The organism is Arthrobacter sp. FX8 (assembly GCF_026723805.1).
Lineage (GTDB): Bacteria > Actinomycetota > Actinomycetes > Actinomycetales > Micrococcaceae > Arthrobacter.
Genome location: NZ_CP113505.1, coordinates 640,862 through 654,568 on the forward strand (window position 1 = coordinate 640,862; position 13,707 = coordinate 654,568).

Annotated in this window: 12 protein-coding genes and 1 pseudogene; 9 read left to right on the forward strand and 4 right to left on the reverse strand. The window is 66.8% G+C overall.

Features of this window, described 5'->3' with window-relative positions; all coding sequences use genetic code 11:
• Nucleotides 1–12: 12 nt before the first annotated feature.
• Entirely contained in the window at nt 13–525 is a 513-nt protein-coding gene (locus OUO20_RS02955) for a metallopeptidase family protein (protein ID WP_268002813.1), read from the reverse strand.
• Between the two features lie 183 nt (nt 526–708).
• Here OUO20_RS02955 and OUO20_RS02960 point away from each other — a divergent pair, with 183 nt between their 5' ends.
• The 5 genes from OUO20_RS02960 to OUO20_RS02980 all read left to right on the forward strand — a co-directional run bounded on the left by OUO20_RS02960 (nt 709) and on the right by OUO20_RS02980 (nt 4,177).
• Nucleotides 709–1,155: a DUF3499 domain-containing protein gene (locus tag OUO20_RS02960; protein WP_442781126.1), complete on the forward strand. Its 447-nt coding sequence runs from the start codon at nt 709–711 to the stop codon at nt 1,153–1,155.
• Nucleotides 1,107–1,334 (forward strand): Trm112 family protein, encoded by a 228-nt coding sequence (locus OUO20_RS02965; RefSeq protein WP_018770151.1) that lies wholly within the window; start codon nt 1,107–1,109, stop codon nt 1,332–1,334. Before OUO20_RS02960 ends, OUO20_RS02965 begins: the two co-directional genes overlap by 49 nt.
• Before the next feature lie 75 nt (nt 1,335–1,409).
• Nucleotides 1,410–2,876, forward strand: a complete 1,467-nt coding sequence (gene ahcY, locus OUO20_RS02970) for an adenosylhomocysteinase (RefSeq protein WP_268002814.1) — start codon at nt 1,410–1,412, stop codon at nt 2,874–2,876.
• Between the two features lie 63 nt (nt 2,877–2,939).
• Entirely contained in the window at nt 2,940–3,137 is a 198-nt protein-coding gene (locus OUO20_RS02975) for a hypothetical protein (RefSeq protein WP_268002815.1), read from the forward strand.
• Nucleotides 3,134–4,177 (forward strand): L,D-transpeptidase, encoded by a 1,044-nt coding sequence (locus tag OUO20_RS02980; RefSeq protein WP_268002816.1) that lies wholly within the window; start codon nt 3,134–3,136, stop codon nt 4,175–4,177. The genes OUO20_RS02975 and OUO20_RS02980 overlap by 4 nt, the downstream gene beginning before the upstream one ends.
• A gap of 1 nt (nt 4,178) precedes the next feature.
• On the opposite strand, the gene OUO20_RS02985 is transcribed toward OUO20_RS02980, so the two are convergent.
• Complete coding sequence (locus OUO20_RS02985) at nt 4,179–4,979, reverse strand: RDD family protein (protein ID WP_268002817.1); 801 nt, start codon at nt 4,977–4,979, stop codon at nt 4,179–4,181.
• A gap of 88 nt (nt 4,980–5,067) precedes the next feature.
• Between OUO20_RS02985 and OUO20_RS02990 the strand changes: the two genes are divergently transcribed.
• Complete coding sequence (locus OUO20_RS02990; RefSeq protein WP_268002818.1) at nt 5,068–6,060, forward strand: stage II sporulation protein M; 993 nt, start codon at nt 5,068–5,070, stop codon at nt 6,058–6,060.
• A 124-nt stretch (nt 6,061–6,184) separates the two neighbouring features.
• Complete coding sequence (locus OUO20_RS02995; protein WP_268002819.1) at nt 6,185–7,483, forward strand: TIGR01906 family membrane protein; 1,299 nt, start codon at nt 6,185–6,187, stop codon at nt 7,481–7,483.
• On the opposite strand, the pseudogene OUO20_RS03000 reads toward OUO20_RS02995, so the two are convergent.
• Nucleotides 7,474–9,302, reverse strand: a pseudogene (locus tag OUO20_RS03000) (AMP-dependent synthetase/ligase). The gene OUO20_RS02995 and the pseudogene OUO20_RS03000 sit on opposite strands and share 10 nt — an antisense overlap.
• Nucleotides 9,303–9,369: 67 nt before the next feature.
• Nucleotides 9,370–11,097: a dolichyl-phosphate-mannose--protein mannosyltransferase gene (locus OUO20_RS03005; RefSeq protein WP_018770144.1), complete on the reverse strand. Its 1,728-nt coding sequence runs from the start codon at nt 11,095–11,097 to the stop codon at nt 9,370–9,372.
• 46 nt (nt 11,098–11,143) lie between these two features.
• On the opposite strand from OUO20_RS03005, the gene rsmI reads away from it, so the two are divergent.
• Together rsmI and OUO20_RS03015 are read left to right on the forward strand one after the other, a co-directional pair.
• Nucleotides 11,144–12,019 (forward strand): 16S rRNA (cytidine(1402)-2'-O)-methyltransferase, encoded by an 876-nt coding sequence (gene rsmI / locus OUO20_RS03010; RefSeq protein ID WP_018770143.1) that lies wholly within the window; start codon nt 11,144–11,146, stop codon nt 12,017–12,019.
• Between the two features lie 181 nt (nt 12,020–12,200).
• Complete coding sequence (locus tag OUO20_RS03015) at nt 12,201–13,700, forward strand: NAD-dependent succinate-semialdehyde dehydrogenase (protein WP_442781111.1); 1,500 nt, start codon at nt 12,201–12,203, stop codon at nt 13,698–13,700.
• Nucleotides 13,701–13,707 lie beyond the last annotated feature (7 nt).

Sequence of the window (13,707 nt, forward strand, 5' to 3'; positions counted from 1 at the left end):
CGGCTGCCGTTATCAATAGCGGCGGCGGTACACGGGATCCAAGGTCTCCGGAGCCACGCCGAGCATCTCGGCCGTGTGTTCCACCACCACATCGTGGACCAGGTCCTGGAGCTCATCCACGCTGGAGCAGGCCTGCTCCACAACCCGCCGATACACCGTAATCATGGGCCCGTCATCACCGGAAGCGGGTGTGTAGGAACCCATCGGCGGCGTGACGGCATGGGCGGCCAGCTGCTCAAGGTCCGGCGGGATCTCGTCCACACCAAAGCGCACGCCGTCCAGTGTTTTGCCCCAAATATCGTGCAGCCGCTGGGCTGAATCCAGCACCATGTCGTCAAAGCGGTCGGCACGCGTCCGGTATCCGGGGTGCGTGGGCAGCATCACCTCACCGCGAAGGCCACGCCCGTGGCGGTTCCGGCGCCGCCTGAAGAAGCTCCTGCCGGCAGTCTCCACGCCCGTTGCCGTGCTGGCATCCGGGTCAGCCAACCGGACCGAAAAGCCTGATTCATGGTTCGATGACTGCATACATCGACTCTAAACCCGGGGGAGGATTTACGCGATACATCCCTGTGGCTGCGGAGACGCGTCGGCCCGTGCGCCAATGCGCGGTTTTTGCGCAGCCAAGGGGTAGTCTGTGATGTCGTGGGAGCTATCCGTCAGTGTTCAAGGTCAGCCTGCCGCCAGTCGGCGGTAGCCACCCTGACGTACGTGTATGCAGACTCCACCGCAGTCCTGGGTCCGCTGGCCACGTATGCGGAGCCGCACTGCTACGACCTCTGCGAGCAACACGCTGACTCGTTGACCGTTCCCCGCGGCTGGGAAGTGCTGCGCCTGGCCATGCCGTCGACCCCCCAGCAGCCAGGGCCGGATGACCTTTTGGCGCTCGCCAACGCCGTACGGGACGCCGCTGCCCTCCCCCGGAAGCCCAGCCAAGCGCCCAGCGCGGCCACCATTCCGCCCTTGAAGCTCCTGCGGGCGCCGAAGGGGTACGCCGGGGGCACCTGCGGGTCCTCCGGGAACCTTCCTGACCTCCATCTGGCGGTACGCTGGAAGCTGCACATCTTTCCGCTACCGGCGCGAGCGCGCCCGCCAGGGAGCATGAACAAATGCCTAAGATCAGTCCCGAGCTGTTGTCCGTCCTGCGTTGCCCCGTGACCGGCTCGCCGCTGGTCCAGGAGGGCGAGGAACTGGTGGCCACTGCCGCCGGGGATACGGGGATCAGGAACCGGTACGCCATCGAAGACGGGATCCCGCTGCTGCTGCCTCCGGAACTGCTGGCTGCAGCAGCATCGGCAGGTTCGGACCAGCACGATCACGCCGCGGCAGGGCTCTAGTTCACCTGTATCCGCCCGCACAGAAACAGCAGAACGGGGACTGGACCAGGACCCGGACCAAGCAAAGGACCACCCATGACTTTTGACTACAAAGTTGCCGACATCTCCCTGGCGGAAGCCGGCCGCCACCAGATCCGCCTGGCGGAGCACGAAATGCCCGGCCTGATGTCCCTCCGCGAGGAGTTCGGCCCCGCCCAGCCGCTCAAGGGTGCCCGGATCGCCGGTTCCCTGCACATGACGGTGCAGACCGCGGTGCTGATCGAGACCCTTACCGCGCTGGGCGCCGAGGTCCGCTGGGCCTCCTGCAACATCTTCTCCACCCAGGACGAGGCCGCCGCGGCCGTGGTGGTGGGCAAGGGTACCGTTGAGGACCCCAAGGGAATACCCGTGTTCGCCTGGAAGGGCGAGACCCTTGAGGAATACTGGTGGACCGCCGAGCAGATCCTCACCTGGCCCGGCGCCGACTCCAACCCCGAGCTGGGTCCGAACATGATCCTGGACGACGGCGGCGACGCCACCATGCTGGTCCACAAGGGTGTCGAGTTCGAGGCCATCGGCAACGTGCCGTCCGCCGATGCCGAGGATTCCGAGGAATACGGCATCTTCCTGGACGTGCTGCGCCGCTCGCTTGCCGCGGACCCGCAGAAGTGGACCCGAACGGCAGCCACGATCAGGGGCGTCAGCGAGGAGACCACTACCGGTGTCCACCGCCTCTACCAACTGGCTGACCAGGGCAAGCTGCTCTTCCCGGCCATCAACGTCAACGACTCCGTCACCAAGAGCAAGTTCGACAACAAGTACGGCATCCGCCACTCGCTGCCCGACGGCATCAACCGGGCCACGGATGTGCTCATGGGCGGAAAGGTCGCTGTCGTCTGCGGTTACGGCGACGTGGGCAAGGGCGCGGCCGAGGCGCTGCGCGGCCAGGGTTCACGCGTCATTGTCACCGAGATCGACCCCATCTGCGCGCTGCAGGCGGCCATGGACGGCTACCAGGTGGCCAAGCTGGAATCCGTCCTGGCCCAGGGCGACATCTTCATTACCACCACGGGCAACAAAGACGTCATCATGGCCGAGCACATGACCGGCATGAAGAACAAGGCCATTGTGGGCAACATCGGCCACTTCGACAACGAAATCGACATCGCCGGCCTGGCCCGCATCCCCGGCGTCAAAAAGGTCGAAATCAAGCCCCAGGTCCACGAATGGGTCTTTGAGGAAGGCACGGCGGCGGAGCGCTCCATTATCGTCCTGTCCGAGGGCCGCCTGCTCAACCTTGGCAACGCAACCGGCCATCCGTCTTTCGTGATGAGCAACTCGTTCGCAAACCAAACCATTGCGCAGATCGAGCTGTGGACCAAGCGGGACCAGCACGAGTATGAGAACAAGGTCTACGTGCTGCCCAAGGTCCTGGACGAAAAGGTGGCCCGGCTGCACCTGGACGCCCTGGGCGTTGAACTTACGGAACTGACCAAGGACCAGGCGGAATACCTGGACATCGACGTCGCCGGTCCGTACAAGCCCGAGCACTATCGTTACTGAGACGTAAGGGCCCGGGCGCCATCGAGCGCCCGGGCCGTTATTTTCTGCACCTAGGATCGAAACATGGAGCCTGATGTAAAGCCCCGCCGGCGGGGGACTGCCAAGAAAATCCTTGCCGTGGCAGCCGTGTGTGTCCTGGCTGCCCTGGGCGGGGTTTTCGCCGCCGTCGCCCCGGCCTTGCCGGCGGCCCGCTTGAATCCGAAGCAGGCTCCGCACTGCGGACATCGCCGGGCATCGCTTCCCCCGTTGTTCCGCCCGTGACTTTCGACGCGGCGCCGGCCAACGGTGCAAAGCAGGTGAACCCTGCGGCCCCGGTGTCCCTGAAAGTGGGCAACGGGACCATCCAGCGCGTCACGCTCGCCAGTACGGCGGGGAAGACCATTGATGGCAGCATCGATGCCAGTGGGACGGCGTGGTCCGCCACCGGGCCCCTGGAATTCAACACCGAGTACAGCTACACCTACGTGGTCAAGGACGCCGCCGGACGCGAGACCAGCACCACGCAGTCCTTCAACACGGTGACAAGCTCCCACGAGGCCGACGCCGCCGTCTACCCGCTGAACGGCATGAAGGTGGGCGTGGGGCAGCCCCTGCAGATCATCTTCAGCGAACCCGTGACCAACCGCGCCGCCGTGGAAAAGGCCATCAAGATCACCACGACGGCGGGACAGGCCGGAGCATTCCATTGGTACAGCGACACCATGGTCCGGTACCGCCCGGAGAACTTCTGGGCAGCGAACTCCACCGTCACCATGGACATGCAGCTCTTCGGGGTTGACCTGGGCAACGGCCAAATCGCGAACTTCAACAAAAAGGTGAATGTCTCGATCGGAGACAAGAAGGTGGCCGTTGCCGATGCCACCGCGCATACCTTCACGCTCAGCGTCAACGACCAGCCCGTCAAGACCCTGCCCGTCAGCATGGGGGATAAGCGCTTCCCCTCGGCAAAGGGATACGCAGTGCTTATGGAGAAGAACCGCTTTGACCACTTCAGGGCGGCAAGCATCGGGCTGAAGCCCGACGATCCTGCCTACTACGGTGAGGCCGACGTCGAATACACCATCCGTCTCACCCTGAGCGGCGCCTACATCCACCAGGCCCTTGAATCGGCCTTTCCATACATCGGGAACGCCAACGTGTCCCACGGGTGCATCGGCTTCCTGCCCGACGGGGCGGCGTGGGTGTTCGACAACATGGGAACCGGCGACGTGGTCCAGATCATCAACACCGAGGGTGACTACGCGGCAAATACCGACGGGTTCGGCGACTGGAATATCCCGTGGAGCGAATACGACAACTAGGTCAGGTGGAGAACGGCAGACGCTGCAGCCGTTCCCCGATCTCCGTGTTCCGCCGGTGTGACAGCGACAGCCTGGTGAACTCCCTCTGCCGCCGTTCAGCCACGACGGCGGCCAGATAGTCATCGGCGCCCGTGCCCGGAGGCGGGGGCGGAGCCACGTGTGCGGACAGTTCAGCGGCGATGGCCTGCGCCATGCCCGCCCCGGACAGCGGTGCCATCCGGCCGGCCTGGCGGATAAACTGGGCGGCCCTGCGGGCTGTGGCATCCGGAATATGGCCAATATCCGCCGCTGCAGCCCACGACTGCAGATGGGGTGGAACAAAGACCCGGAGGGCCTGGTCCGCAGGTACCCGGCTGCGGACAGCATAGGTGCCTGCGAGCAAATCGCCGAGCCGCCTGGACTTGTCGTTGAAGAGCGCCACGGCGAGGGCAAGGCCGCCGAACGTCAGATAGATCTCAAGGAACCCGGTCAGGCCGCGGATCACCGCATGCCGGAACCGGATGGCGCCGCCGTCCTCACGGACCACCCGCAGGCCCGTGGCCAGCTTCCCCAGCGACCGGCCCCGGCTCAGGGTCTCGACGGCCACGGGCACCACCACCAGGCAGAACACGACGGCGGCCAGGCCCAGGGCCCGCGCGGCTGCCCCGTCGAGGTCCGCGCCTGCGGCCGACAGGCCAATCATGACCAGCACCAGCAGGACTACGTGGACGATTGCGTCGATAAACAGGCCCAGGGCCCGGGCGGCGAAGCTCGCCGGCCGGAGCTCCAGCACCACTGCCTCGCCGGTGATTATCGGGCTCACACTGCATCCCTGCCCTTCGCATCTGGTGGTTCGAACGATCACATGGTGCAGACGGTCAAATTCTAATGCCGGGCGCTAGGCTGTAGCCGTGGACATGGATGCCTTCGCCGCCGTCAATGCGGACAAGTGGGCGCGCCTGCGTAAGCTTGCCGGCAAGGGCAGGCTCACCGGAGCCGAAGCCGACGAATTGCTGGCGCTGTACCAGTCCACGTCCGGCCACCTGTCGCTGGTCCGTTCCATGGCGCCGGAAAGCGGACTCTCCGCGTCCCTCTCGGCCACGCTGGCCCAGGCACGGACCCGCTTCACCGGCGCCCGCTCGAATGCCTTGGCTGACCTTGCACGGTTCTTCGTCGTGGCCCTGCCGGCGGCCCTGTACCGGCTGACCTGGCTGACCCTGGCCTGCGGCACCGCTTTCGTTCTCATCGCTGCCGCGTACGCCATCTGGATCGGGACGTCCCCCGAAGCCCTCCGGGCCGTGGCCTCGGAAGCCGCTGCCGCCCAGTACGTGAACGAGGACTTCGTCAAGTACTACTCGGAGAACCCGGCAGCGTCCTTTGCCGGTGCCGTCTGGACCAACAATGCCTGGATCAGCGCACAGGCCGTGGCCCTGGGGATCACCGGTGTGTGGGTGCCAATGATCCTGTTCAGCAATGCCCAGGGAGTGGGCATTGCAGCGGGCATCTTCGCGTCTGCCGGCAAGTCCGACGTCTTCTTCAGCTACATCCTGCCGCACGGGCTCATGGAGCTCACCGCCGTCTTCGTTGCCTCCGCAGCGGGCCTTCGGGTCTTCTGGGCAATGGTCGCACCCGGACCACGGACCAGGGGCCGCGCCGTCGCGGAAGAGGGCAGGTCACTGATTACGGTGGCCCTGGGGCTCGTGGTGGTGCTGTTCGTCTCAGGCCTGGTGGAAGGGTTCGTCACCCCCAGTCCGCTGCCGGCCTGGGCCAGGATCGGAATCGGGGCGGCGGTTCTCAGCGCGTATTGGGTCTACGTCCTGGTGTGGGGCAGGCGCGCCTGCCTTGCAGGGGAGCGCGGCGACCTCCGCCGCGAGGATGCCGGCTACACGGAAATCGCTGCCTGAATCGTTGTAATCCTGCCGGGGTGGTTCCTCGCCCGGCGGAACTTCCGGACGGTAGGCTCGACTGCAGAATGAATCGCACCGGCTGACTGGGACCGGTGCGGAACCCAACGGAAGTGACGCTGCTGTGAATGACGAGACACCGGCCCGCGCCAAAAGCGCCACGCCGCAGCCGGAGCCGTTCCTGGACACGTCCGGGGACTCCGACGAGCCCGCATTTTCCTGGCTGACGCCCGCTGCCGGGGACAAACCGGCCGGGAACGAACCGGCCGGGGACAAACCTGCCGCTGGCAAGCCAGGCGGAGAAAAGCCAGCCGGCGACAAGCCCGGCATCAATAGGACCGGCCCCGACGAGCCCGGCGGACACGCTGGCCGGAACCAGGCAACGGCAGGAAGCAAGGCCGCCCAGCCAGGAAGCCGGGCCGACCGCAAGGCCGCGGAAGCCGCCGTCGGATCCTCCGCCAACGGCTCCTCCACCGCCGGAGCCCCAGCCGCCGCAGCTGCCGCCTCCCGCATGCCCGCGGAGCACACTTCCACTGCGGGCTCCGCCGCGGCCGGGCCCGGCACCGGTTCGCCGGTCTTCAAGGAACCCCTTCCCACGTCAGCACTGCACGTCCGTCCCCCCGAGGAGGAAGTGGAGCGCCGCAACGCCCAGCGCGAAAGCGCCGCGAACGCCAAACCCGTGGCACCGCGTGTCATGCAGGTTTTGCTGGCCATCATCTACCCGGTAATCCTGCTGATCCTGGCCGTCCGGGCGGTGACCAGCCCGCTTTTTCTCTGGGTGGAGTACAACCGTCCCGGGTTCCCCGGTGACGGGTACGGCTTCAATACCGACGACAGAATGACGTACGGCTCCTATGCGGTGGACTACCTGAGCAACTGGGCGGGCCCCAGGTACCTGGGCGATCTGGTGCACCGCGGCGGCGAAAAGCTCTTCAAGGACGGCGAAGTCAGCCACATGGCCGACGTCAAGGTTGTCATCCTGTCCACCTTTGGTGCCGGTGCACTGCTGCTCCTCCTGGCGCTGACCGCCATCCTGTACCTGCGCAAACGCAGCACCGGCGGGATCCGGCGCGGCCTCTTCGCCGGTTCCATCATCACGCTGGCACTGATCCTGGGCCTCGGCACGCTGGCGGCCCTGGGCTGGCAGCAGTTCTTCACCGAATTCCACCGGGTCTTCTTCGCCGCCGGGTCCTGGACCTTCAGCCTGGATGACACCCTGATCCGGCTGTTCCCCAGCCAGTTCTGGATCGACGCCGGCATCGCCATCGCGGGCCTGGTGCTCCTGGCATCCATTGTGACGATGGTCCTCACCTGGCCCACTCGACGCCGCCGCGGTATTGCGCAGCAGGCAAAGCCGGCCAGGGCGGATCAGGACGAGGCGGACCGGGAAAAGACGGGGCCGGCCACGGCGGATCAGCCGTAGATTCCGGCAATCTCCGCCTGAAACTCCTGGACCACTGCGGAACGCTTCAGCTTCAGGGACGGTGTGAGGTGCCCGGACTCGACGCTGAACTCGGCGTCCAGAAGCCTGAACGTGCGCACCGATTCGGCTTTGGACACCATCCGGTTGGCCAGGTCCACTGCCTCCTGCACCGCAGCCAGGACGGCGGGATCGTTCGCGGCTTCGCTGAGGGGAGGGGAGGAAGGCCCCTTTCGGACCGCCAGTTGGCAACGCCCTCCGGGTCCAGGGTCAGCAGGGCTGACACGAACGGTTTGCCGTCGCCCACCACCACGGCGTGGGCCACCAGTTGGTGGCTGCGGATCTTCTCCTCCAGCGGCCCGGGCGCCACGTTCTTGCCGCCGGCCGTGACCAGGAGGTCCTTTTTGCGTCCCGTGACGGTAAGGAAACCGTCCTTGTCGAGTTCACCGAGGTCTCCGGTACGGAAGAATCCGTCCACGAACGCCTCGGCGTTAGCCTCCGGATTGGAATGGTAGCCCCGGAAAACACCGATTCCCTTGACCAGGATTTCGCCGTCTTCGGCCACCCGGATGGTGGTGCCCGGGATGGGAATGCCCACCGTTCCCACTTTGGTGCGGGAAGGCGTATTCGCGGTGCATGGCGCCGTGGTCTCGGTCAGCCCATACCCCTCCAGGACGGGAATGCCTACGCCACGGAAGAAATGGGCATCCTCGGAAGCCAGGGGACTGGCCCCGGACACGGTGTATCCCACCTCGCCACCCATCGCCTGGCGCAGCCGCGGGTAGACCAGCCGGTCATAGATCCCGTGCCTGATCCGGCTCAACCGGCCCGGACCAGGCCCCTCGCCGCGGCTGTGCCGGTCCTGTTCGCGTGAGTACTCGATGGCGGCAGCCGCTGCGGCGTCGAAGAGCCTGCCCTTGCCTGCCACAGCGGCCTTGTGGGCGGCCGTGGCCCTGACCTTTTCGAAGATGCGCGGCACCACCAACAGGAAGGTGGGGCGGAACGTGCCGAGGTCTTCGAGGAGCTGGGCGGCCCCGGGGGTATGCCCCAGCGTTGCCCCTGCGGCAAGGCACACCACCTGGACGGCGCGGGCCAGCACGTGGGCCAGCGGCAGGAACATCAGGGTGCGGGCCTGGTCCTCCTGCAGGATCTCGGGCAGGAACGCAACGATGTTCTTGGCCACCAGGGCAAAATTCCCGTGCGTGATCTCGCACCCTTTGGGCTTGCCCGTGGTGCCCGATGTGTACACCAGGGAGGCGAGGTCGGCCAACCCCGCGCGGCTGCGGTGCCGCTCCAGTTCAGCATCACTGACTCCGGTGCCCGCAGCGGCGAGGCTGGCAAGGTCCGGGGCCTCGCCGTCGTAATCCATCCGCACCACGTTGACCAGGCGGTCGCTGAGCTCGGCGCAACCGGCCACCACTCCGCTGACCAGCTGCACCGTGGCCCGGTCACCGGCGAAGACGCGGCGGACCCCTGCGTCCTGGATGATCCACTCCACCTGGCTGGCCGAGGACGTTTCGTAGATGGGCACCGTCACACCGCCGGCGAACCAGATGGCGAAGTCCACCAGGGTCCATTCGTACGAGGTGGGCGACATCACGGCCACCGTGTCGCCGGGCTCCAGGCCCCCGGCGATGAGCCCCTTGGCCAGGGCGCTGACGTCCTGGAGGAATTTTTGCGCGGGGATATCCACCCAGCCGTTGGGGCCCTTCCGCCGGTACAGGGCGTGGGCCGGGTTGGCGGCGTGCTGCTCCAGCAGCAGGTCAGTCACGTTGCTGTTGGCCTCAAGCTCAACCAGCAGTTCCGTGCTCGCTTCTCTCACAGCAGGTCTCCGTTTCCGCTGCCATGCCGCGGCAGCGGCTCCTTCAGGTCTCTGTTGCCATCCTGCCCTAGATCCAGGATGGCATCCACATCCGGACCTTCCAGTCGACGTACGGGATGACCTCGCCGGTCCAGATCGGGTAGAAAAACGCCGACAGCAGGAGCGCCGCCGCCAGGAACAGGACCACCAGATACATGCCGGAGCGACGGCGCCACGGCGGATCCGTGGCCCGGCCCAGGACCAGCCCCAGGCAGTACACCAGGGCCAGGACCAGGAACGGCTCAAAGGACACCGCGTAGAAGTAGAACATGGTCCGCTCCGGATACATGAACCATGGCAGGTAGCCCGCGCCCACCCCGGCCAGCACTGCCCCGGCGCGCCAGTCCCGGCGTCCCACCCACCAGAACAGCAGGACCACCAGCGAGATGGCTGCTGCCCACCAGATCAACGGGTTACCGACGGACAGGATGGCGGAGGTGCACTTTTCCACGTCACAGCCCGGGGTGCCCTGGGGCGGGGATTCATAGAAGAACGACGTCGGCCGTCCCATCACCAGCCAGCTCCAGGCGCTGGCCTGGTAGGGGTGCTCGGAGCTCAGGCCCTGGTGGAACTTGTACGCTTCCAGGTGGTAGTGGACAAGGGACCGGACGGAGTCGGGCAGCCAGCCCCATTCCGCTGACGGGTTGCTCTCCGCCCAGTGACGGTAGTAGGCATTGGCCGAAAGGAACCAGCCGGTCCAGGTGGCCGAGTAGACAATGGCTGCGACGGGCACGGTGGCCGCGAAGGCGGGAATTCCGTCCCGGATCACGCCGCCGCTGATCCAGCCGCGGATGCCCGCCACCCGTCGGGCGTTGAGGTCCCACAGCACGGTCAGGAGGCCAAAGCCCGCCAGGAAGAACAGGCCGGACCACTTGGTGCCCACGGCCAGGCCCAGGCAGACCCCCGCGGCCACCCGCCACCAGCGCACGCCCAGCCACGGTCCGGCCAGCAGCGCCCGGGCCGGGGGCTGTCCGCCGTTCGTGGCGGCGGCATGGGCAAGCCGGGCCGCCAGGCGACGGCGCCCGTCGTCGCGGTCCATCAGCAGGGCTCCGAACGCGGCAAGGATCCAGAACGTGAGAAAGATGTCCAGCAAGGACGTCCTGGACATCACCAGGTGGTGGCCGTCGACGGCGAGGAGCAGCCCCGCGGCACCCGCGAGCGGAAGCGAGCGGAACAGTTTCAGGGCGATCAAGGACACCAGCAGCACCGTGAGGGTGCCGGTGAGGGCTGCGGCGAAGCGCCAGCCAAAGGGATTCTCCGGCCCGAACAGCCACATCCCGGCCGCGATCATCCACTTGCCCGCCGGTGGATGGACGACGTATTCGGGAGTGTTCAGCAGGACGTCCGGATTGCCGGCATTAAAGGAATCATTTGCCTTGTCCGGCCAACTGCGCTCATAGCCGCTCATGAGGTAGGAGTAGGCGTCCTTGACGTAGTACGTCTCGTCGAACACCAGCTTGTGCGGCACTTCCAGGCGGATGAACCGGAGGAGGCCGCCGGCCACCGCCGTCAGGACCGGGACCAGGACGAACCACAGCCGGAGCGACGGCGGATAATCCCGCCAGGACATGCCGGTACCAATGAGCCTTGCCCGCAGTGCCTCCACCGTGAACGCCTCATCAGGCCGGCTGATCCAGGGGCGGGCGGCCTTACCGCCGGGTGCCGTCCCGGTTGCCCCGGCTTCGGCCGGGGATCCCGCGGCGTTGGGTTTCCCGGGCCCCGTGGGCCGCGTCGAGGTCTGCGTCACGAGCCCCATGCTACCTTTTGCGGCTGCGGAGACCCGGCGGCAGTAGGCTTGGTGGGTGGACCCGAACCCCAGCCCCCTTTCCGAACCCGGCCCTGCGACCGCGGGACGGATCGTCCTTGCCGCCACTCCCATCGGGAACACCGGAGACGCCTCGGCCCGCCTCGTGGAACTGCTGGGCACTGCAGACATTGTGGCCGCTGAGGACACGCGGCGCCTCCACCGTCTGGTCCAAAGCCTGGGCGTTGACGTGGCGGGCCGCGTCATCAGCTACCACGAGCACAATGAGGCCACCAGGACCGCTGAGCTCCTTGACCACGTGCGCTCCGGCAGCACGCTCCTGATGGTCACTGACGCCGGGATGCCGTCGGTATCCGACCCCGGCTTCCGGCTGGTGGAAGGCGCCATTGCGGCGGGACTTCCCGTCACCGCGGTTCCCGGACCGTCCGCGGTCCTCACGGCCCTTGCGTTGTCGGGCCTGCCCACGGACCGGTTCTGTTTTGAGGGATTCCTTCCCCGCAAGGCCGGCGAACGGGCCTCCCGCCTGGCGGACCTTGCCGGGGAGCGGCGCACCATGGTGTTCTTCGAGGCGCCGCACCGGCTCGAAGCCATGCTGCGTGCGCTGCGCGAGAGGTTCGGGCCGGACCGGCCCATCGCAGTCTGCAGGGAACTGACGAAAACGTACGAGGAAGTCATCCGCGGCACTGTTGGCGAACTGCTCCAGTGGGCCGAGGACACGGAGGTCCGCGGCGAGATCGCCGTGGTGCTCGGCGGGGCTCCTGAGCAGGCGGCCGGCACCCCGGAGGACCATGTGGCTGCCGTCAATGAGCTGGTGTCCCAGGGCATCCGGCTCAAGGAGGCCGTCGCCGCCGTCGCCGAAGACGTCCGGGTCAGCAAGAGGGAGCTCTACTCGGCCGTCCTGGCGGCCCGCTAGCCGGGCCACGGTCCGCTTTCGGCGCCTGTGCAGGTGCACAGCGAAGCCGCGATTCCGCAGTGCGCATCGGCGTAGACCATAGCCATGCCCCGCAGTAGTCTGGCTGTTAATCAGCCCCATGATCCCGGTCACTCCGGCCGCGGCGATGGGCTGCCACAACCCTACTGACGAGGGAGTCATCGTGACTGTCACTGCACAGCCGGCCGTTTCCGCCGAGCGCGAAACCCGGCTTTTGGCCTCCGTTCCCACCGGGCTGCTCATCAATGGTGAGTGGCGCGACGCCGCCTCAGGCAAGACGTTCGACGTCGAGGATCCCGCCACCGGGAAGGTGCTGCTGAGCATTGCCGACGCCGGCCCCGAGGATGGTGCGGCAGCCCTCGATGCTGCCGCGGCTGCCCAGGAATCCTGGGCAAAGGTGCCGCCGCGCGAACGCGGGGAGATCCTGCGCCGGGCCTTCGACCTGGTCACCGAACGTGCAGAAGACTTCTCCCTCCTGATGACCCTGGAAATGGGCAAGCCGCTGGCCGAGGCCCGCGGCGAAGTAACCTATGGCGCCGAGTTCCTGCGCTGGTTTTCCGAGGAAGCAGTCCGGGCTTTCGGCCGGTACTCGGTCTCGCCGGACGGCAAGTCCCGCCTCCTGGTCACCAAGAAGCCGGTGGGCCCCTGCCTGCTGATCACCCCGTGGAACTTCCCGCTGGCCATGGCCACCCGCAAGATCGCCCCGGCCGTCGCCGCCGGCTGCACCATGGTATTGAAGTCGGCCAACCTGACGCCCCTGACCTCCCAGCTGTTCGCTGCCGTGATGCAGGAGGCCGGGCTGCCTGCCGGTGTCCTGAACGTCATCGCCACCTCAACGGCCGGTGCCACCACCGGGCCGCTGATCAAGGATTCGCGCCTGCGCAAGCTGTCGTTCACCGGTTCCACCGAGGTGGGACGCCGGCTGCTGGCCGATGCGTCCGAAACCGTGCTGCGGACCTCCATGGAACTGGGCGGCAACGCCCCGTTCCTGGTCTTTGAGGACGCTGACCTGGACGCGGCCGTTACCGGCGCCATGCTGGCCAAGCTGCGGAACATGGGCGAGGCGTGCACCGCAGCCAACCGCTTCATCGTGCACGAGTCCGTAGCCGGGGAGTTCGCGGAGAAGTTCGCCGCGAAGATGAAGGACATGACCACCGCCCGCGGCACCGAGCCCGAGTCCAAGGTGGGGCCGCTGATCGACGCCAAGAGCCGGGACAAAGTCCACGAACTGGTCGCCGACGCCGTCGCCTCCGGCGCGAAGGCCGTCCTGGGCGGCGCACCGGTAGAGGGACCGGGCTACTTCTACCGGCCCACCATCCTCTCCGGCGTCACCGAAGGCACCCGGATCCTCTCCGAGGAAATCTTTGGCCCCGTCGCTCCGATCATCACCTTCTCCACCGAGGACGAAGCCGTCCGCCTGGCCAACAACACCGAATATGGGCTGGTGGCCTACGTCTTCACCAAGGACCTCAACCGCGGCATCCGGATGGGCGAGAAACTCGAAACCGGCATGCTCGGCCTGAACGCCGGCGTCATCTCCAACGCCGCGGCGCCCTTCGGCGGCGTGAAGCAGTCGGGCCTGGGACGCGAAGGCGGCCTCGAAGGCATCGAGGAATACCTATACACCCAGTACATCGGCATCGCCGACCCCTACGCCGGCTAGTTCCGGA

Excerpts from the sequence above, each read along its gene's own strand:
- ahcY (WP_268002814.1), top strand. The coding sequence starts at position 1,410 with ATGACTTTTGACTACAAAGTTGCCGACATCTCCCTGGCGGAAGCCGGC.
- OUO20_RS02955 (WP_268002813.1), bottom strand. The coding sequence starts at position 525 with ATGCAGTCATCGAACCATGAATCAGGCTTTTCGGTCCGGTTGGCTGAC.
- OUO20_RS02975 (WP_268002815.1), top strand. The coding sequence starts at position 2,940 with ATGGAGCCTGATGTAAAGCCCCGCCGGCGGGGGACTGCCAAGAAAATC.
- OUO20_RS02965 (WP_018770151.1), top strand. The coding sequence starts at position 1,107 with ATGCCTAAGATCAGTCCCGAGCTGTTGTCCGTCCTGCGTTGCCCCGTG.
- OUO20_RS03005 (WP_018770144.1), bottom strand. The coding sequence starts at position 11,097 with ATGGGGCTCGTGACGCAGACCTCGACGCGGCCCACGGGGCCCGGGAAA.